Origin of the sequence: Vibrio sp. 10N.261.55.C5, from assembly GCF_041470505.1 — a bacterium.
Lineage (GTDB): Bacteria > Pseudomonadota > Gammaproteobacteria > Enterobacterales > Vibrionaceae > Vibrio > Vibrio crassostreae_C.
Genome location: NZ_JBFRMS010000049.1, coordinates 1 through 16,331 on the forward strand (window position 1 = coordinate 1; position 16,331 = coordinate 16,331).

The 16,331-nt window shown below is 41.5% G+C and carries 25 protein-coding genes; 22 read left to right on the plus strand and 3 right to left on the minus strand.

The genetic code is table 11. The features are described from left to right. The 12 genes from AB4263_RS17085 to AB4263_RS17140 form a co-directional block, all read left to right on the plus strand. Window positions 1-1,026, plus strand: a 1,026-nt coding sequence (locus AB4263_RS17085; protein ID WP_372098595.1) for a hypothetical protein, incomplete at its 5' end; no start/stop codon positions are given. A 45-nt stretch (window positions 1,027-1,071) separates the two neighbouring features. Further along, window positions 1,072-2,262, plus strand: a complete 1,191-nt coding sequence (locus AB4263_RS17090) for a toprim domain-containing protein (protein WP_102424207.1) — start codon at window positions 1,072-1,074, stop codon at window positions 2,260-2,262. 132 nt (window positions 2,263-2,394) lie between these two features. Continuing rightward, entirely contained in the window at window positions 2,395-2,628 is a 234-nt protein-coding gene (locus AB4263_RS17095) for a hypothetical protein (protein ID WP_136987181.1), read from the plus strand. Window positions 2,629-2,911: 283 nt separating this feature from the next. Next, complete coding sequence (locus tag AB4263_RS17100; protein ID WP_372050587.1) at window positions 2,912-3,382, plus strand: DUF4314 domain-containing protein; 471 nt, start codon at window positions 2,912-2,914, stop codon at window positions 3,380-3,382. Next, a complete protein-coding gene (locus AB4263_RS17105; protein WP_081231380.1) occupies window positions 3,372-3,605 on the plus strand; it encodes a 2Fe-2S iron-sulfur cluster-binding protein in 234 nt (77 codons plus the stop codon). Before AB4263_RS17100 ends, AB4263_RS17105 begins: the two co-directional genes overlap by 11 nt. Before the next feature lie 78 nt (window positions 3,606-3,683). Next, complete coding sequence (locus AB4263_RS17110) at window positions 3,684-4,376, plus strand: hypothetical protein (protein WP_136987179.1); 693 nt, start codon at window positions 3,684-3,686, stop codon at window positions 4,374-4,376. Between the two features lie 93 nt (window positions 4,377-4,469). Continuing rightward, window positions 4,470-4,994: a hypothetical protein gene (locus AB4263_RS17115; RefSeq protein WP_081231382.1), complete on the plus strand. Its 525-nt coding sequence runs from the start codon at window positions 4,470-4,472 to the stop codon at window positions 4,992-4,994. Then, window positions 4,994-5,482 carry a hypothetical protein gene (locus AB4263_RS17120; protein ID WP_081231383.1) on the plus strand — a complete coding sequence of 163 codons (489 nt, stop codon included), beginning with the start codon at window positions 4,994-4,996 and terminating at the stop codon, window positions 5,480-5,482. The genes AB4263_RS17115 and AB4263_RS17120 overlap by 1 nt, the downstream gene beginning before the upstream one ends. A 55-nt stretch (window positions 5,483-5,537) precedes the next feature. Continuing rightward, window positions 5,538-5,984, plus strand: a complete 447-nt coding sequence (locus tag AB4263_RS17125) for a hypothetical protein (protein WP_372050588.1) — start codon at window positions 5,538-5,540, stop codon at window positions 5,982-5,984. Between the two features lie 101 nt (window positions 5,985-6,085). Further along, window positions 6,086-6,634, plus strand: a complete 549-nt coding sequence (locus tag AB4263_RS17130) for a hypothetical protein (protein WP_154724110.1) — start codon at window positions 6,086-6,088, stop codon at window positions 6,632-6,634. 84 nt (window positions 6,635-6,718) lie between these two features. Continuing rightward, on the plus strand, window positions 6,719-7,132 hold the full coding sequence (locus AB4263_RS17135; protein WP_081231386.1) for a hypothetical protein: 414 nt from the start codon (window positions 6,719-6,721) through the stop codon (window positions 7,130-7,132). A 195-nt stretch (window positions 7,133-7,327) separates the two neighbouring features. After that, the gene (locus tag AB4263_RS17140) at window positions 7,328-8,011 is read left to right on the plus strand and encodes a hypothetical protein (RefSeq protein WP_372050589.1); all 684 of its coding nucleotides are present in this window, start codon (window positions 7,328-7,330) and stop codon (window positions 8,009-8,011) included. 220 nt (window positions 8,012-8,231) lie between these two features. Here the strand turns inward: AB4263_RS17140 and AB4263_RS17145 are convergent, their stop codons facing one another. Then, complete coding sequence (locus AB4263_RS17145) at window positions 8,232-9,329, minus strand: hypothetical protein (protein WP_372083536.1); 1,098 nt, start codon at window positions 9,327-9,329, stop codon at window positions 8,232-8,234. 213 nt (window positions 9,330-9,542) lie between these two features. On the opposite strand from AB4263_RS17145, the gene AB4263_RS17150 reads away from it, so the two are divergent. From AB4263_RS17150 to AB4263_RS17190, 9 genes are all read left to right on the plus strand, one after another. Then, complete coding sequence (locus AB4263_RS17150) at window positions 9,543-9,989, plus strand: hypothetical protein (protein WP_081231389.1); 447 nt, start codon at window positions 9,543-9,545, stop codon at window positions 9,987-9,989. Between the two features lie 150 nt (window positions 9,990-10,139). Next, window positions 10,140-10,685 (plus strand): hypothetical protein, encoded by a 546-nt coding sequence (locus AB4263_RS17155; RefSeq protein WP_372050591.1) that lies wholly within the window; start codon window positions 10,140-10,142, stop codon window positions 10,683-10,685. A 146-nt stretch (window positions 10,686-10,831) separates the two neighbouring features. Then, entirely contained in the window at window positions 10,832-10,954 is a 123-nt protein-coding gene (locus AB4263_RS17160) for a hypothetical protein (protein WP_276605648.1), read from the plus strand. Between the two features lie 191 nt (window positions 10,955-11,145). Continuing rightward, the gene (locus tag AB4263_RS17165) at window positions 11,146-11,463 is read left to right on the plus strand and encodes a hypothetical protein (protein ID WP_136987173.1); all 318 of its coding nucleotides are present in this window, start codon (window positions 11,146-11,148) and stop codon (window positions 11,461-11,463) included. A 44-nt stretch (window positions 11,464-11,507) separates the two neighbouring features. Continuing rightward, a complete protein-coding gene (locus AB4263_RS17170; protein ID WP_136987172.1) occupies window positions 11,508-11,747 on the plus strand; it encodes a hypothetical protein in 240 nt (79 codons plus the stop codon). A 147-nt stretch (window positions 11,748-11,894) separates the two neighbouring features. After that, window positions 11,895-12,077 (plus strand): hypothetical protein, encoded by a 183-nt coding sequence (locus AB4263_RS17175; protein ID WP_136987171.1) that lies wholly within the window; start codon window positions 11,895-11,897, stop codon window positions 12,075-12,077. Between the two features lie 2 nt (window positions 12,078-12,079). Continuing rightward, window positions 12,080-12,262: a hypothetical protein gene (locus AB4263_RS17180; protein ID WP_102423482.1), complete on the plus strand. Its 183-nt coding sequence runs from the start codon at window positions 12,080-12,082 to the stop codon at window positions 12,260-12,262. Between the two features lie 56 nt (window positions 12,263-12,318). Continuing rightward, window positions 12,319-12,756, plus strand: a complete 438-nt coding sequence (locus tag AB4263_RS17185) for a hypothetical protein (protein WP_136987170.1) — start codon at window positions 12,319-12,321, stop codon at window positions 12,754-12,756. Further along, on the plus strand, window positions 12,746-13,402 hold the full coding sequence (locus AB4263_RS17190; protein WP_136987169.1) for a hypothetical protein: 657 nt from the start codon (window positions 12,746-12,748) through the stop codon (window positions 13,400-13,402). The genes AB4263_RS17185 and AB4263_RS17190 overlap by 11 nt, the downstream gene beginning before the upstream one ends. Before the next feature lie 51 nt (window positions 13,403-13,453). Here the strand turns inward: AB4263_RS17190 and AB4263_RS17195 are convergent, their stop codons facing one another. Together AB4263_RS17195 and AB4263_RS17200 are read right to left on the minus strand one after the other, a co-directional pair. Beyond that, window positions 13,454-15,364: an Ig-like domain-containing protein gene (locus AB4263_RS17195; protein WP_372098596.1), complete on the minus strand. Its 1,911-nt coding sequence runs from the start codon at window positions 15,362-15,364 to the stop codon at window positions 13,454-13,456. A gap of 66 nt (window positions 15,365-15,430) precedes the next feature. Next, window positions 15,431-15,685, minus strand: a complete 255-nt coding sequence (locus tag AB4263_RS17200) for a hypothetical protein (RefSeq protein WP_136987167.1) — start codon at window positions 15,683-15,685, stop codon at window positions 15,431-15,433. A 351-nt stretch (window positions 15,686-16,036) separates the two neighbouring features. On the opposite strand from AB4263_RS17200, the gene AB4263_RS17205 reads away from it, so the two are divergent. Next, on the plus strand, window positions 16,037-16,327 hold the full coding sequence (locus AB4263_RS17205; protein ID WP_136987166.1) for a hypothetical protein: 291 nt from the start codon (window positions 16,037-16,039) through the stop codon (window positions 16,325-16,327). Window positions 16,328-16,331 lie beyond the last annotated feature (4 nt).

Here is a 16,331-nt window from a genome sequence, read left to right on the forward strand (position 1 = left end):
GGTTCAGATTCAGACGATGATTCAGATGGTCAGGGCTCCGGTTCAGATTCAGATGATGACTCAGATGGTCAGGACTCCGGTTCAGCTGGTCAGGGCGCTTCTCAAGGCTCTTCAACCCGTAACCCACTCAGTGATGAAGATTTTCAGCGTTTGGGTGAAGCATTGGCCGATCTTCATGAGCTTATCGATCAAGCGATCAATAAACATGCTTCAGTGAATCCGGCATCCTATGAGGACATTTGTAACTATAACGTCACGCCAGAGCTAAATGGGCGAATGTTATCAATGCCAATCCAAAGCAGTATCAACTCTGGTGCTCGTGCGATTAAACGTATTATCGAATCGCAGATGTGGGCTAAAGAGGCTGTACCCATCATGTACGATGAATCTGGTAGTGATTTTGACTGTGATTTACTTGCGGGTGTAACTGCTGGTAACAGTCGAATTTTCTATACAGAGGATATCGTTGAGACTCATAAATCTTCATTCGTTATTGCGATTGATATTTCTGGCTCAATGGCTGTGCCTGTTACAAATGAGTTTGGAGATCGAACTGGCTACTGTCGATTAGACATTGCCCAGAAAGCCGCCTTATCGGTTGCAGCTGCACTTGAAGAGTTGGATGTACCAGTATCAGTCTTGTATTTCAATACGATGGCTTATGTTGGAAAGTCATTCAATGAACCTTTGATGCAATGCTATCCGCGAATCGGTATTGACTCTAGTGATGGTACTGAAACCAATAAGGCTGTCTTAGCTGCTCGTCAAGAGTTTACAAAGCTCGATTTGGCAAGCAGAAAGCAATTACTTGTTGTTACCGATGGGTGTCCAGCTGATACACATGCTGTCGAAAGTCAGGTAGAGCAATGTAAAGCCGAAGGGATTGATGTTGCGTCAATCAATATTTGCGAATCAAGGTACGGAGGCATTCCAAATTATCAAGTGATACGTGATGCTGATGACCTTCCCGCTGTGTTGGATGACATGATTCAACAGAACTTGTTGTCATCGATTGAAATTAGTTAAACGTAACAGTGACGCTCTTCGGAGCGTCCCTTTTAGGAGGTCAAAATGAGCAATTACAGAAGATCAAAAATCCAAGATGTACATGCGTTAGTGATGCGTCATGGTGGCTGGTCCTCAGTGTTCAAATGTTACGGTGAACTAACTGAGGCGATGCGAAAGTCTTCAAATGGTGTTTCTAAAGCTGTACCAGATCCATTCACTGGCAAAGGCAAAACTGTCTTTCGCTTGTACAAAGATTGGAACGAGTCTGGTGGCGGTTATTACAATGGTAAGGGTCGTATTGGTGATGGTATTGATATGGTCGCTTGGCTTGAAAATTGTAATAAATCGAAGGCGATGGACATTATCTTAGATATTTTGGGGGAGTCTACAGACAACATTTCTCAACGAGAAGTGAAAGCCGTAGCCGCTCAAAAAGAAGAGAAAGCTGTTCTTAGTCCTGCAGATATAAGCAAACGCCTATGGATTTTGCAAAAGGTTGAACATGAGGCATTTGCTGTCACTGAATCTGAAATAGGTATGAACTATCTAATATCTCGCGGATTAGGTGACATTCAAATACCTTGCAACGTTGGGTTTCACTCACAACTTAAAATGTGGGACTCACAAAGCAACGAAGTGTATTTACCAGGCATTGTTTTATACATTCAAAATTTGAAAGGTGAGGCGATTGCTTTTCATCGAATTTTTTTGAATGACGATGGCTCAGATAAATCACCGTTGCTTGATAACCCTAAGATGCAAATGTCACCAATAGAGGATCCTCGCGGTGCATCAATACAGTTTGGTATGCCTTTAATCTGCAAAGATGAAATGGGTAATACACGAATTGTGTTAGGTGTTGGAGAAGGTCCTGAAACCTGTTTGGCTTGCCAGCATGCTGAGAGTATTCCTGTTTGGTCAGGTATCTCTTCTACCTTGATGGAGCTGATCGATATTCCTTTCGAAGTAACCGATTTGGTTATTTTTAAAGACAAAGATCGCCTTACACAAGGAAAAGACATGCCGGAAGGCGACAGAGCTGCCATCTCTTTGAAGGAACGTGTAGAGAAAAATATGAATCACTGCAAAGTGACCATTGCATCTCCACCGAGTCCCATCAAGGAATTGGCAAAATCACAAGATTGGCTTGATGAATGGTGTGATTCTGGATATCAGAATTTCATCGGATACTTAGCCAAAAACAAGCTGACACCGGTTGGTTTTCTCGATAGAGAATTTAACGATGTTGCTTAAATACGCATTAGCCTTCCTTCGGGGAGGCTTTTTGCTTTTAGGTCGCTCAAGGATTGGTCTAAACGCAAAAAGCTCAAGACAATGCACGGTTGCTGTATAACGATATAAATAAAATCACTGAAGGAGAACCTTATGGTCACTGGGTCTTGGTACACGGTTGATGGTAAAAACATTGAAGGGCTGTCCGAGCTAAAGTTCTCTGATATGGCCAATGCACTGAGTGAAGTTGAGGCTGCCTATGAATGCATCGTCCTTGAAGAGTCAGAGCGGTTAGGGTGGAGCTTATTGCAAGTGAAAGCCGTTGTGCCAATTAAGGATGGCACAGTAAAACGAAAATCAACCTTAAGGTTACTACTCAGCCATTAGGTCACTAGAACACAAGTACTTCGTAAACACGGAAAATACCGCCAGTAATTGCCAAAAGTACGATGAAATTCATGTTAACTGTAATTGATTTACCCGAGAAATTTATCACTTTATTAAAGTGATTATTCCTCATCCAGTTAGGATGCTGTTGCAATATCCTCTTGTCTTATGACATGTCCCCATTGACTTTAATACCCAAGTCACAAAAACCTACCCATAGGGAACAGTTCGTACCCTATTACCATAGGTTGCGTTTGTTCCTTTATTCCTTGGAGGAATTACCATGCGCAACTCTATCATTGATGCAGCTTTAGCAAACTATACGTCTTCTATGACCCGCTATATCTGTAACGATAACCCGTTGGACCTACAAATCTCGCAATGCGCTGTTCGTTGGATTAACGCCTCTCTTGAGCTTACTGGCCGTGAACATTTCCGAACTACATCAAATGGATTATTAGATGTGCCATTTCTTTTAGATTCTAAATACCACGATAACTTCGCTACAGATTGCTGGTTTCTGGCTGAGACTTTATTTGTCCCGACTACTGAAACAATCAAGCAATCGCTTAAACCTGGTGACGTCATCAAGATGATTCACATGAACGATATTGACCCAATTGATGCAGGAGAACTTGGTCAAATCAAGCGTATCGACGACATGGGAACATTGCATATGCAATGGGACAACGGTCGTTCTCTTGGTATTTGCATGCCTGCTGGAGATTTATTCGAGGTTTATTATGCGAGTTAACAACACACCCATTCCAACTGATTCTTGTACGGCGCTTGTCGCACTAGAAAGAGCTGGATACAAAGTAAATTCTGAATGCCGAAATGGTTACTGTGGCGCTTGTCGTCTCAAAGCTACTGGCACTCCTACTTACTTAAATGACCCTATTGGATATAAGCAAGACGGTGAAATACTTGTTTGTTGCGTTGATTCGCAATCAGACATTGACATCGAACTACCTTAATTACCCATAACCCCAACAAACTCAACGTCAATCAAAGACATTGAACTTGTATCCCCAATTCCTATGGAGGAAACCCTTATGTCATATGAAATCATCTATGAGAAATTTGCTACGTTCTGTCCTGCAGATGTAGTAAGTCAACAAAAGAAAGATTTCCTACTCAAACATTTCAATATCAATTGTTCAACTATGAGCGATTACGATATCGATGCCGAACTTTTCAGACGGTTCAAGATCATCTCAACGGATAACTTGTACATGCTTCAACTCTTAATTGGTCCGTCCAATTGTGTTGATACAGAGTCAGGAAAGCGCACCCGAGATTGGATGTATTGCGGTGTCGACACTGAGTATTCACTATTCCAAAAATACGGATGTGAATGGTGCCGAAGTGTTGAAAGTGGCGATTTAAAGCCTAATGGTCGATGGGCAACCCCTGAAGGCTGGCTTAAATCATTACGATTGGCATTCAAGCAAGCAGTGAGTTATGAGGCTATGCCTTATTGTCATTCCATGTCTTTTTGGATCGTCAAACCTACAACCTGGGAAGATCAGTACAAACTCAAGCAGTTTGAATCGATTGTATCCAGCTTTGGTGCTGACATCATGGAAAGAAGTTGGTTTGGTACTCGCAAGTTATATTGCTCATTTAGCCCTGAGTCGATGTTTGAAATGTACCTGTTTCAAGAACTATCGATTCGTTTTTTTGGCAAACGTGCATTCAGCACGACTAGCCCGAGTCTAGGTCTAGTCAAGCAAAGAGCTATATAGCTCAACCCCTTACATCTTACCCATTAGCAGGGACTTTCTTCCCTGTGGGAAGTTGTCCCTTCAAAACCTTAATAGTTCTTGGAGGAACTGAATATGATCACTTCAGATATGCTTTTAACTGCAGCAAAACCCTTCGGATTACCAATCGTTGCGATTGATGATATTGAAGCTGATGCGCGTAGCTTGAATCGTACTCGCCGTGATAACCCAACCACCCAATTTCTCTGGGTTGTAAAGCCTTGTGGCAGTGTCTTGTTTCCAATTGGAAAAGGCGTGAATCCACACTTCGTGACATTTTGTTTTGAAGCAAGTCATCAAGCGTTCTTGATAAAAAATGACGATATCTTTCCGATTGAAACCGAAGAAGCCGAACAGCTTTCGTGCAAACTTCCTTTCGATGTGACGGGTATTCGATATCAAGAAACACTGGTACGCAAAGTCACTCAATTACTGAGCCATGCTTGCGTGCATTCTTCTGCTCTTGCGGAATGTAGCTTAGATGAAAACTCTAGCTGGAAGTCATGGCAACGTTGGTTCGAAGATCTAAATCATCCAGTCATGGCTGCGTTTATGTCTCTTTGTATTCAGCGTTCGATTGAACTGACGGAGGCAAACTGATGAATCGCAAAACTTTAGATATTCAACGTCCATGTCGTCGAATACACGATGGTCACAGCTTTATGATTGCTCAACGTGTTCTGCGTTTGCCTGATGAAGACTCTGGCCTGTCTCATTCAATTGTTCGATTCGAAAACAGTCGTGTTGGTTTTGGAAGCTTAAAGCTAAAAAGACGAACGGCAATTCGAATCACCAACAAAGAGAATGGTCAATGGATAATCCGATATTGCATGGGGAATGGCGGCAAGATTAAAGGGCTGAACAAGGAATATATTGCTATCGATTACGATGGTGTAAATGAACTTGGTGTGACCTTTAATAAAGACGTTCGTTTGTCTGTGAATACAGCTGACTGGTGGGACATTACAAGATGGTTTTGGACGTTCCCAGATCTCAATGTAAAGCTTTCCTTTCGTTTAGGTTTGATTGGATTTCTTTTAGGGATAATCAGTTTAGCTGACTTAATTGCGAAGCTATTTATAGCTTAACCCCCTGTGGGTCCGATACCCATTAGGGCGGTCCCCTCATTTCAAGAGGTATACCATGAATGAACTAACACCTACATCGCAAGATGTTGAAGCCCCTCGATCCGTTTTGGAGTTTCTAGACAACTTAACAGCATCGAAATACTTCTATCTTGAGGCCGCTGGCGCGTACCTTAGTGAAGTTATTGATTCTGAATTGCTCGATGATAAAGCCAAGTTGCTCGAATTCATTGAAGACAATAAGTGTGAAGCCTTTGAAGACATCAGCGCAGAGTTGGTTGAAAAGATGATTTCTGACCGTGCAGATACATTGCACAGTTCAGCGTTATACATCTTGAAATCATTTCTCGGCACTGTGCCTAAAACTGAGGTTGAAGCTCTTCAAGATGGCGCTGTTGCTGATATTTGGTATGACGCTTCGGACCACGGAGACACTAGCGCCGCAGCAGTCATCAAAAATACGCAAGATGCCATGAGCATTATTGCTGACTTCTTAACGAAGTAACCAATCTTAAAGGAATCTTCCTTTTACTCCCTTTGGGGCATACGTCCCGTAGGGGAGTTGTGTGCCTCATAGGTTAACCACCTTATGCAGAGGAACACATTATGGGCTTTTTTTCTTTCAAAACCGCTGACACAAAACAGTCAATCTTTAATACGTGTACTGAGAAGTGTCGTCCAGTGTACATGCTCCAACCAAACAACGAAGACCCAATATATGAACCGGCTTATGAAGGTTATGGTGTTTTCGGAGGTGTTGATGCTTATACATGGTTAGCGAAACATAATTTGCCAACGACAGTCACGAACTCATACGACGACGATGAGCTCCGAACTCTGGGGATAAAATTGGCCTTTGGCTTAGACTCTTTTGAATACGATAACCATCTATTCATTAAAGAGAATGAGTTGGATGTGCTAAGACAGGTGAACCCTGCACTGCTTGAACGCGAGTTTACCCAATTCCAAGCTTTTTCCGATTTCATTATCGTGAACGGCGAGGAAATTAGACCAAACGATCTCCCATCGCATTTGAGAACTGACCTGCAATTAGCACCAGTTAAATACCCATTAAAATTCAGTTTCAGAAAAGGTAAGCAATACAGTGATTACCCTGCTTCTGAGAGCTGTCCATATCAAGGTTACTTCATTTAACCCCAAACCTTGATACAACCCACCACTACCCGTGAGGGATCTTCCCTCATAGGGATAGATCCCTCAAAATTGGAGGAATCTATCGTGGAATCAACCTATTTAGATGATACCGACCATATCTTAATTAAAGCGTTATCCAAAGAAGATATGCCGATAAATGAAATTGCCAAAAAGTTTGAAGTACCAATTGCCAATATCGCGATGTCACTAGACACCTGCCATTTTGCAATTACTGACAACATTTTGCGTAAAAACTCTCAGCTAGGAAAAATGAAATTGACTGCCATTGGTATTGAAAAACGATGTACCTTATGCAATCACTTTTTTCCGCTCACTAAAGAATTTTGGCACGTCAAGCGCACCACTAAACATGGCCAGCGTGAGATGGGAACCTGCAAAAGTTGTGAAGCTGAAAAAAAGCGTCGTCAAGAACTCGATGGCCGCTTAAAAGACTTAGGAGGTAAAATGTGTTTCTCGACACGTTACCTGAATAAGTAGCTGCATACCTTGTAGTTAAGATGAAAAGTCACCCGATCGGGTGGCTTTTCATCCACCATTTCCATCCGCTTTGACACATCCAGCCATATCTCTTCACCCTAAATTTCAATTTCTTTGAAATACTTCCTAAATCCGCATTCGTATGTTGCATAACCGTTTTAACCGACTATCAAGAACTTAAATGGGTTAGCGCACATGAATAAACAGGACACGATCAACCAAGCACTGAATATCATCACCAATTGGAACCTTGACGACAGCCATTCCAAATCCTTCTCTGATTTTGTCTTCTATTGGGCCTTTGCGCATACTAATCAGCACAAAGTGACTACAAGGTTAGATTCTAAAGAATCAGTACAAGATGGGGTGGTAGAGCTTGCACAGTTGTTAAGCAATGCAATGCTTAATGGGTACAGTGATCCAATCGGGGACATTCTGATTGAGTTAGGTGTGAATACAAAGACGAAACGAATGAACAATCATCAAGATGACGATTTTTTAGAGCAAATGATGGGGCTCAATGATAACGAGGTCTATGAACCATTTTGCGGTACTGGTGCGTTAACTATGGAGCTCATGCAGGCATATTGTGAAAAGCATACAGAACGTAGCAATCCTCTCGATCATTACACTTATTATCTCGAAGAGGTTAAGCCTCTCAACTGTGCAGCCGCAGTGATTCAAATCTTTCATAAGCTCGAATACCTATCTACCAAATTTGGTTCTGCCATCATTCCAGGCAACCTCAAAATCATCAATATCGATCCGATAACACGACAAGAGGGGACCCAACACTACATCGCCAGTAAGATGTCGGATGCTGAACAAATTGAACACAACCTGAACTCGCTGCCTAACACTCAACCGACGATACACTAGGGGGCATTTATGATAGTAAGTTTGAGTGCAGTTAAAGCATTCACCTTTCATGCTTGATTTTCCCGTTCAAGTGGCGTGAGCGAGTTTGCCATTTTGGTTTAGCAGTGTTCTGAGAAGGCTTTGCCCCTTAATGAGATACAGTCCAAAGTTGAAACAGTAATGTTGAGGTCACTTTGATATTCAAAAGTATTGAGCAGCTAAAGAAAAGGGCAAAGCCAACTTATTCACACCTTTCAGTGAGCATAAGTTTTGTTTTAAGAAACGCAAGTTTGATGTCATCAGTTTTGGTGAACTTGAACTTACCATCAGTAGAAGCGTCGAACCTTTCAAAATAGTATTCGAGTAGCGGATCATACCTACCACTGTGAACCCAAGTGTAGAACTTTCCGAGTTCGTATCGTAATTCTTTATTAAGGTCAGATCTTAATCTCAGTACACTAATGGTTGCTAGGTCAACGATGTTCATTTCTTGTAGATTCGTCTTAATCTCTTCAATCAGAGGTAGGAGGGATTCTTTATACTTATCAGCTAATGGTACAAGGTCAGCGTCAGTTACTTCCGCTTCAAAAATCATAATGAGGTCATCAATCTCTCCATTATAGTATTCGTTATCTAATCTTTTTTCTGACTCAGTGCGAAGAACATAGAGTTGTTCTAAAGGATCAGGTTTAGTCTCAATTTTTTCTTTTGAAAGTTTTTGTTGGTACTCAACAAACAGCGTTTCAATCCTATCAGCGATAACATCTAGGTACTCATATCGTATCTTGAGAAATTCGAACAGCTCATTGATATTCAGGTTTAACGTTAAGTCCTCTTTGCCCACATCTCGACTGTACAAATGAACACTCAGGTCGCCAGTGTTGAAACTGCTTGTAAATGGCCAACTTGCGAATCGCTTTGAATTCTCTTGATTAAGATTTACTGGGTGAGCACCGAAACACGCCCTGATAGTTTTAAAGTAATTATTGTCATCTTCATTAGGGAAGAGGCGAGCTTTGAAGCATTTCTTTTCACCATGAAACGGATCTTTATTGTCATTCATAAACACTCGATGGAGTTGTTTGATTGACTCGAAAATGAGGTCTATTGAAGAGATAAGAGAGTAGACCTGCATACATCTACTATCTATATTCTTGTCAAACTCAGGTGCATTTTCTAAGTGCCTAACAGAAACAGTGATCCAATCCATAGCAGAGCAAACGAGGTTAAAAAGGTTCTTACCGCCTTTATCTTTGTAGATTTGATACACAAAGCTAGAGTTTGAGTTCACTAACTCCCTAAAATCCGTGATTTTATCATCACTAACAACGCTTCTCATTCACCAGCTCCTTTTCTAACTAACTGAAAATATTATAAAGAATGGCAATTATGATAGTGATAGTTCTTGAGCTCTTCAAATATATTATCTTTCGACACACATCATAGATTGATATTGGTTGAGTTTTATATTTGATGACCGCAACATAGACGAAATTCAATCGCGAAAAATTCCCAATATAAGGAATTAGCTAATGATTGATAAGGAGATTAAGTGCAAGTATCAGAACTAAAAACAGTGGCTACCCTGGTCCGGAAAGTGATTAAGAAGGTCGTTTCAGAGTCAACCTATGTTGATGTTGAGCTTCAAAGGTTTCCTTCAGGTTCGTGTGAGGTATCTAGTGTAATTTTGGGACTCTATTTGAGAGAAAAATATGCTGTTAACGTTGTACAGTCAGTCGGCAAACGTCCATCTCCGGAATGCGAGTACAGTGAAAATAACCATGTTTGGTTAACGGTGAATGAAACTATTGTTGTCGACATCACTGCTGATCAGTTTGACGATTGTTTGGAGAAAGTATTTGTTGGTCGCGATAGCGCTTTTCATGACACATTCGAAGTTTATGATACAAGACCGGTAGATTTTAGTTACTTACTGAGACGCGGTTCAGAGGGATATGGACATATATATAAGGAAGTAGTTACTCGAATGGCAAACTAGTTTACCTAGTCGCCAGCTTATTCGATTGGTTGAGTTTAGTTAACAAGGTGACTTTTAAGTGCTTTATATTTTTCGATGGAGGGGGTACTCATAGATAAATTTGATGTTGAGCTACTTGGTTGGGACGGTAGTCTGGAAAGTTGTTTAGACATGTTTTCAGGGCTTTATGGATATCACATTGACCCTAGTACCCACAAAAAACCTAATGAATGTATTAAGTATGAAGAATTCCTTAAAAGTTCAAATGTTTTGAATCAATGGCAAGAGAGTATGGCCAGTAACGGTGATACCCCGATATTTAAACTATTTCAGAGAAACTATAGAGGTTTCAATGTCGATGATTTCATTAATTTAGATATGGAAATACAGGAGAAAGGTCTTTCATTAGCCAAAGGTCAGATTTTGTTTCGCGGTGTCTGTTCTGAAAATGAAAATGATGACTGGACCAAACCTGTGTCTACAACTTTGTCTCCTTACATCGCGATTTACCACGCATTGAAAAATGGTTATACGAAGCCCATAAAAATATGTGTAATCGAGGTTCCAGTTGATACAAATGTAAAGGCTATTATAGGTCCATTTGGTGACAATGTTGAATTTGGGCAAGAGTATGAAGTTTTAGTCAATTTTAAGCACCGCCCGAAAGTTCATGAAGAGATAACTAGAGGCAATGTGACGTTCCAGTCATTACGTTGATTGAGTCTATGCATTGATCTTTATGGTCAGTATTGGATTCTGGTAGTACCTAGACACACGCTTTGGGACGTAGAAAAGTTTCAAACTTATTGTCCAGCGATAATAGTCATCAATCTTCATGAGAACTATATCGATTTGAATAGGTAATGACTGAAACCCACGGTCACGATGTACGTGTGCGCTATCTGCAATGGTTAGAAAGCACGCGTACTCAAAACAAGCAAAATAAGCTGACTAATTGGAAACAGTCACTGATTACTTTGCCATAGTACAAGGGCAAACTGAGTAACACACTGTCCAATGGGCAGCGAGGAAATTCCTCTAACTCAACTGGTTATTACGCCATCTGAAATGTAATCAGTCTTTTGACTGCCCCTAATAACTCTCTCTGAGTTACCAACGTTCACATACAAATCTTGTTTACACACCAAATAGTCCCATGAATAACTGGAGTCCAGATATGAATGTACTTAACTTCCTTGGTTTTGATTGCTGCATTGCTAAACGTCATTACGCTAACGGTGTAATTGCGCTTGAGCTGATTGCTGCTGAAACCGATGACAACATTAACAACGACACCTTTCCCGGTGAACGAATTTGTGTTGCAACAACCTGTGTTAGTAATGCCAACCTACTGACAAATGAAACCTGCATCAAAAACTACAGTGAAAACACTGGAATTGAAGATGTTCTTGTCGAGGCTGGAATTATTAAATTAACTGGAAAATCATGCAGAACTGGCTACGTCAGTGTGCCAATTGTCCAAGTTTTGATTTAGTGATTTTCTCTCATTGTTGACCATTGAATAAATGGAGATACCACATGACTACTTTCGAACAACTGTCAGCTTTAGTAGACATCGAGATCAGTCTTATTAAATCTGTCAGACGCATTAAATTGCTCAATAGACCACCATCAAATTTACTCACTGATACCTATCAATCATTCAATGATTTGAAAGCTAAAAGTGCCCAAATAGATAGTTACGCAGGCGACTGCATCATTGCTCGTATAGACCATCTTTTTCAAGATGACGTTATACAACCCCTTCTCAAGAAGTAACCCATCTCTCGGAGTTTGTAACCCAACAAACACCAACGGATAGATCCCATCTAAACCCCAATAAACCTAACCCAACACGGGACATATTAGCTAACCCGTGTGGTGGCCTAGTACGTCTCGAATTCCAGTTCTTGGAGGAGCTAACTCATGCCACGAAATATCCCAATAAGTAAGTTTGCTGACTTTATCTTGTTCTACAAGATAAACGGCAAGGTGAAGAAGAAAATGTTTGAAGATACAGAAGCAGGAAATGTGTATCGCTACGCTAGGTCATTCCCGCAAGGAATCGCTTGGAAAATTAGACAACTACCCTCACAGCAACAGGTGTGATTATGAATATTGAAATGACAGAGAAAGCCATGGCAGAACCGGTCGCAATGCATCTAGAAGGTGCTGATGTAGCCGTCGTTGTGGAATATTTTTTAGGTCGCCTAGTTAACGAGATCCCCGAAGAGAATCTTGAGGTGGTCCTTAAATCATGCAGTTCAGAAATCGATATTCATTCTAAAAAATGACATCTGCACTTACTAAACCCCATGTGCTTACGCACGAAATATACCGAGGAATTACTATGTCTTTCACAACAAAACCAGCAAATTTGAATTGTAACCTAATGAGCAAATTTGCACTCACTTGCATCATTGGCTTGTCATCTTCCACTGTAATTGCAGATTGTCAATTTGGTGCAGAGACGATCCCTGTTGGTGAACAACTTACGATTCGTGATGAATTCTTAGTCGAGGAAAGTTACCAGCATTACCTCAACCAAGGTTACACGACTCAACAGAGCAAAGAGTTCGCAATGTCCAGTGATTGGACCGTTGTTGCACTTGAATGCACTCGTCAATTCGTACCTAACCCTAATTTCACTCCTGAAACAGCTGAACATGCCGGTTCCCAATTTATTTACGTTGGCGACGTGCTGGTGGCTGGTCAGTTTCAACGTACTTTTTTACCTGTCGTGATGGGTTTGGAAGTAAAGCAAGAGGAGCGTTCTCATGTTCAATAAAGTGATAGATGCTGAGTGGGTTATGATTAATAACTCTCTTACCCCATGTAAGTTTAGTACTGCCTTTCATGAGTACTTGTGCTTACGACGTCACGATAATCATTTTGATTACGATACGAGCAAACACGGGTTACTTACACCGACCAGAAACTACTCAATTGAGTTCTTAATGGCTGCGTCTCATTCATTTGTCGAATTTGGGGATACGTTAATCGTTCCACTGCGTGCTTCGAATGAAAACATACAAGAAACGATGTCAATTAAGTTTGTCCCATTCCTGACTGATGAATTGGCCAAGCCCCTATGGTCTAAGTATGCGAAACATCAATCCATAAGGACTATCGGAAGATTTGCTGAATCAATGCAGTCTAACAAAAGCTATGTTTGGTCATGGATGAAACTTCAAGCTTCGGAATCTGTAGCGAATGAAACAGCCCCAACTCAAACAAACAGCTTAGAAGATGATCTTAAGGCGCTCTTATTTGAGTTCCGAGAAGATGAACAAAACAAAAAACTTCGTCGAAATACCAGTTTGGCTATCGACAAAGGTTATTTTGAAGGGTGCGAATGTACTTTGGCTTACGTGCAGTCCAACCTCATCAGGTTGTTACGTAGTCATGGTATTCGAGTACCAGAACAATTTTAACTAAAACAAAAATTGCTCCCATTGGGAGCAATTTTTTTCATCTTCCATCTGTTACTGGTTCAAACTCAACCATGTCACCGCAGATGTCCCCCAGCGTGTACTCTTTTGTGTTTTATATTCTTTTACTCCACTTCCAATTCGATAGAGCAAGATCGCTTGGTCTTCAATATTTGATAGCTTATTACTCAAATCGCCATCACCAAACTGTGTGATAACTTGATTGATGAAGTCGTTCAGTGCATCTGATTTCTGATTGATGTTGATGGCCACTATGTCACCTTCACTGAGTGTCGCAAGGTGTTCGTCCAAATCGGAATCGCGCCAAGTGGAAGGGTCAGCAAAACCATAACTATGATACTCAGCATTGGCACTCTTTCTGAGAAAGACTTGCAAGTTGCCAGTTGGTGCTTTCAACCGGTCCATCTCCAATGTTCGATCACATCGATTTGAATCGGCGTCTGAGCAAGTTCTCTGAACGACGTATCGCCAATCATGAGGTGAGTCGATCCAAGGGAATTCAATGCTAAAGTTCGCTATTTCTGCATCCGGAGTAAAATAGAAAATGGGTAAAGCTGTCCCTGTTTTATCAAGGTTGACCGTGATAGATACCGTATCACCTGGTGCGGCAATCTTATCACCAACCATCATGTCATGGGTGTTACTGGCATCAGCGGTGATTAAAGCCTCATGTGGGCCTTCCACTAAATTTCCTTCACCACTTTCAAGTGCTGGAATGGTGACTAGTGTGTGAGGCGTATTGTCCAAATTCAGCAGCTGCACATCAGAGGTGATAATTTCGAAGTTTTGGTTCAAGTAGTCATTGTTTGTCGAGGGTATGACCTGAATATCAAATGTGCCTGCATTGTACGTCGAGAGGCCATCGCTCGTTTCAAAGGTGATGTCGTGATGCATCCCAAGATCATCATCCGTCGGATTCATTTCGATGACACCCAAGTCATTTAATCGCATAAAGTTAGGCTTATTGATTATATTGACCACGGGCTTTCCGTCAGTCTTTGTTGACTTGATTTGGGTGAAGACATTTTTTTCTTGTCCAGATATAAGGTGTGGTGGCAACGTGAAAGATGTTCCACTCGAACGTACATTCACATCGACAATCCCGTCTGTAAACAAGTTCGACTCGTCAGTCACTCTATATTTGAATGTCTGAATGCCATCATTATCTGGTGATGGGGTATAGGTAAAGGTGCATGGGGGCGTCATCGTCACTAAACCATAATACGGTTGCTGGCTTACCATGCAGGTGTGAGAGTCGGTTGGGTTTTTGTCTGTCCAAGTCCCGGCCACCGTAAAAGGAGTCCCTTGTGATATATCGCCAGTCTTGTGTTCAGCGATAGGTGGATACAGTTGCTGAATGGAGTTATAACGCACATTCCCTTGTGACCAGTTGAAGAAGCCGAAATATCCCGGTGCAACGGTTAGATCATTGACGTCAAAGATTGTAGCGCCATCTAACTTGGTCACGATCCGATTCGGAAATAGCTGCATTTCAAATTGGTAGGGCTGGCCATGCATCCATTCTACATTTCGCTTCTTACCCAAGATGGTGTTTTGGCCTTGTTCAACATCATGAACCGTCCAGCCATATGATTTCATCTCATCTAAGGTGCCATCGAAATAAATTAAACTGAATCCATTGTCTGCGCCGGTTGGCAGTTTTTTCCATGAGAAGAGGTAAAAACCACCAGCAGTAGGATCGCCATAAATGAACCCGATGTAGTCATCGTCTCCAGCTCCCGCATCTACTTGAATGACCCCTTTGAAGGTTCGATATTCGTATTTGGTTGCACTCATAAACGCAGTGGGGTGTCCGTTGATGCTTTGGTAGACACTTTGGCCATCTGAACTCACCGTCCAGTCTCCTGACGCAGCTTCGCCGTACTGCTTCCATGTATGCAAATTCACTTTATCTGACTCAGCATTAGCGACACCGATGGACATTAACCAGTTTATGGCCACGCAAGAAAGAAGGTACTTTGTATTGAATTTCATGGCTTGTTCCTCTTATCAATGAATCGGTGAACCCGCGCTTTCGCTGACATCATCCTCAAGTTCGGTTTGCAAACGAGCCAGAGAAAACTCACAAATATCAATTAAATCTGCATCATCATTAAATTTCGCGACCGATAAAATGCTGCTTATGAGCAATTGGCGCAAATGCAGGGGCGTATCATCGGTGACACCTAAAACCTTTAATGCCGCCACTAACCGGACAGCACTATTGGTTTCTGTGTTGGTCGAAGTCGTATTTGTAGTCATCATTTACTCCAGTTTTCTTTTGCTGCGAACGCTGTGGGAAACGTGCGTATTCGGGGCTGTGCCATGGCACTCAACCGCAGAAAATTTCAATGCCAACCCAAAATCACGGGTTTAGATTGGCTACGTAAGCTGAGGATATCTCAGTGTCGAACCAAGAAATTCAAATAAGCAGGGCTATATCAGCGATTAAATTGATACGACTATGAGATTGGCGTGACGTTTACCGAGCTGTCGGTCCCTGAAACGATGCTTTGTCAATTAAGGTGCGATATTGGCTTCGCTAATTTCTAAAAGGAGAGAATGGGGCGTGTATAAATGAACTGAACCAATCAGTCAGCATAAATAAGGTACATTATGAACAACAACATGAAGAACTTTAACTTTAGAATTACGTGCATTGGTTTGATACTAATGCTGTGTTGCGGTCTGTCATTTTTTTTCCAAGCCGCAGTAAATGGCTACCCACTATTTGAATTCATTGCCGAAGTAGCTTTACGAAACAATCTTCCGCAAGATGTTAAAAATCTCGCGATGCTTCAATTACTTCCAACTGTCGGTGGCATATTGTTAGCTATCGGTGGTACGAAAAAGATGATCGCTGAGAAAAAGACTGCCGAATCGTCTGACGTCGAAGAGCAAGCATAAGTTA

What these genes read in the sequence shown, in the direction of transcription:
- AB4263_RS17155 (WP_372050591.1), top strand. Translation starts at nt 10,140, where the DNA reads ATGTTTTCAGGGCTTTATGGATATCACATTGACCCTAGTACCCACAAA.
- AB4263_RS17195 (WP_372098596.1), bottom strand. Translation starts at nt 15,364, where the DNA reads ATGTCCATCGGTGTCGCTAATGCTGAGTCAGATAAAGTGAATTTGCAT.
- AB4263_RS17105 (WP_081231380.1), top strand. Translation starts at nt 3,372, where the DNA reads ATGCGAGTTAACAACACACCCATTCCAACTGATTCTTGTACGGCGCTT.
- AB4263_RS17120 (WP_081231383.1), top strand. Translation starts at nt 4,994, where the DNA reads ATGAATCGCAAAACTTTAGATATTCAACGTCCATGTCGTCGAATACAC.
- AB4263_RS17115 (WP_081231382.1), top strand. Translation starts at nt 4,470, where the DNA reads ATGATCACTTCAGATATGCTTTTAACTGCAGCAAAACCCTTCGGATTA.
- AB4263_RS17185 (WP_136987170.1), top strand. Translation starts at nt 12,319, where the DNA reads ATGTCTTTCACAACAAAACCAGCAAATTTGAATTGTAACCTAATGAGC.
- AB4263_RS17165 (WP_136987173.1), top strand. Translation starts at nt 11,146, where the DNA reads ATGAATGTACTTAACTTCCTTGGTTTTGATTGCTGCATTGCTAAACGT.
- AB4263_RS17170 (WP_136987172.1), top strand. Translation starts at nt 11,508, where the DNA reads ATGACTACTTTCGAACAACTGTCAGCTTTAGTAGACATCGAGATCAGT.
- AB4263_RS17130 (WP_154724110.1), top strand. Translation starts at nt 6,086, where the DNA reads ATGGGCTTTTTTTCTTTCAAAACCGCTGACACAAAACAGTCAATCTTT.
- AB4263_RS17175 (WP_136987171.1), top strand. Translation starts at nt 11,895, where the DNA reads ATGCCACGAAATATCCCAATAAGTAAGTTTGCTGACTTTATCTTGTTC.
- AB4263_RS17140 (WP_372050589.1), top strand. Translation starts at nt 7,328, where the DNA reads ATGAATAAACAGGACACGATCAACCAAGCACTGAATATCATCACCAAT.
- AB4263_RS17190 (WP_136987169.1), top strand. Translation starts at nt 12,746, where the DNA reads ATGTTCAATAAAGTGATAGATGCTGAGTGGGTTATGATTAATAACTCT.
- AB4263_RS17095 (WP_136987181.1), top strand. Translation starts at nt 2,395, where the DNA reads ATGGTCACTGGGTCTTGGTACACGGTTGATGGTAAAAACATTGAAGGG.
- AB4263_RS17145 (WP_372083536.1), bottom strand. Translation starts at nt 9,329, where the DNA reads ATGAGAAGCGTTGTTAGTGATGATAAAATCACGGATTTTAGGGAGTTA.
- AB4263_RS17090 (WP_102424207.1), top strand. Translation starts at nt 1,072, where the DNA reads ATGAGCAATTACAGAAGATCAAAAATCCAAGATGTACATGCGTTAGTG.
- AB4263_RS17160 (WP_276605648.1), top strand. Translation starts at nt 10,832, where the DNA reads ATGACTGAAACCCACGGTCACGATGTACGTGTGCGCTATCTGCAATGG.
- AB4263_RS17180 (WP_102423482.1), top strand. Translation starts at nt 12,080, where the DNA reads ATGAATATTGAAATGACAGAGAAAGCCATGGCAGAACCGGTCGCAATG.
- AB4263_RS17205 (WP_136987166.1), top strand. Translation starts at nt 16,037, where the DNA reads ATGAACAACAACATGAAGAACTTTAACTTTAGAATTACGTGCATTGGT.
- AB4263_RS17125 (WP_372050588.1), top strand. Translation starts at nt 5,538, where the DNA reads ATGAATGAACTAACACCTACATCGCAAGATGTTGAAGCCCCTCGATCC.
- AB4263_RS17200 (WP_136987167.1), bottom strand. Translation starts at nt 15,685, where the DNA reads ATGATGACTACAAATACGACTTCGACCAACACAGAAACCAATAGTGCT.
- AB4263_RS17110 (WP_136987179.1), top strand. Translation starts at nt 3,684, where the DNA reads ATGTCATATGAAATCATCTATGAGAAATTTGCTACGTTCTGTCCTGCA.
- AB4263_RS17100 (WP_372050587.1), top strand. Translation starts at nt 2,912, where the DNA reads ATGCGCAACTCTATCATTGATGCAGCTTTAGCAAACTATACGTCTTCT.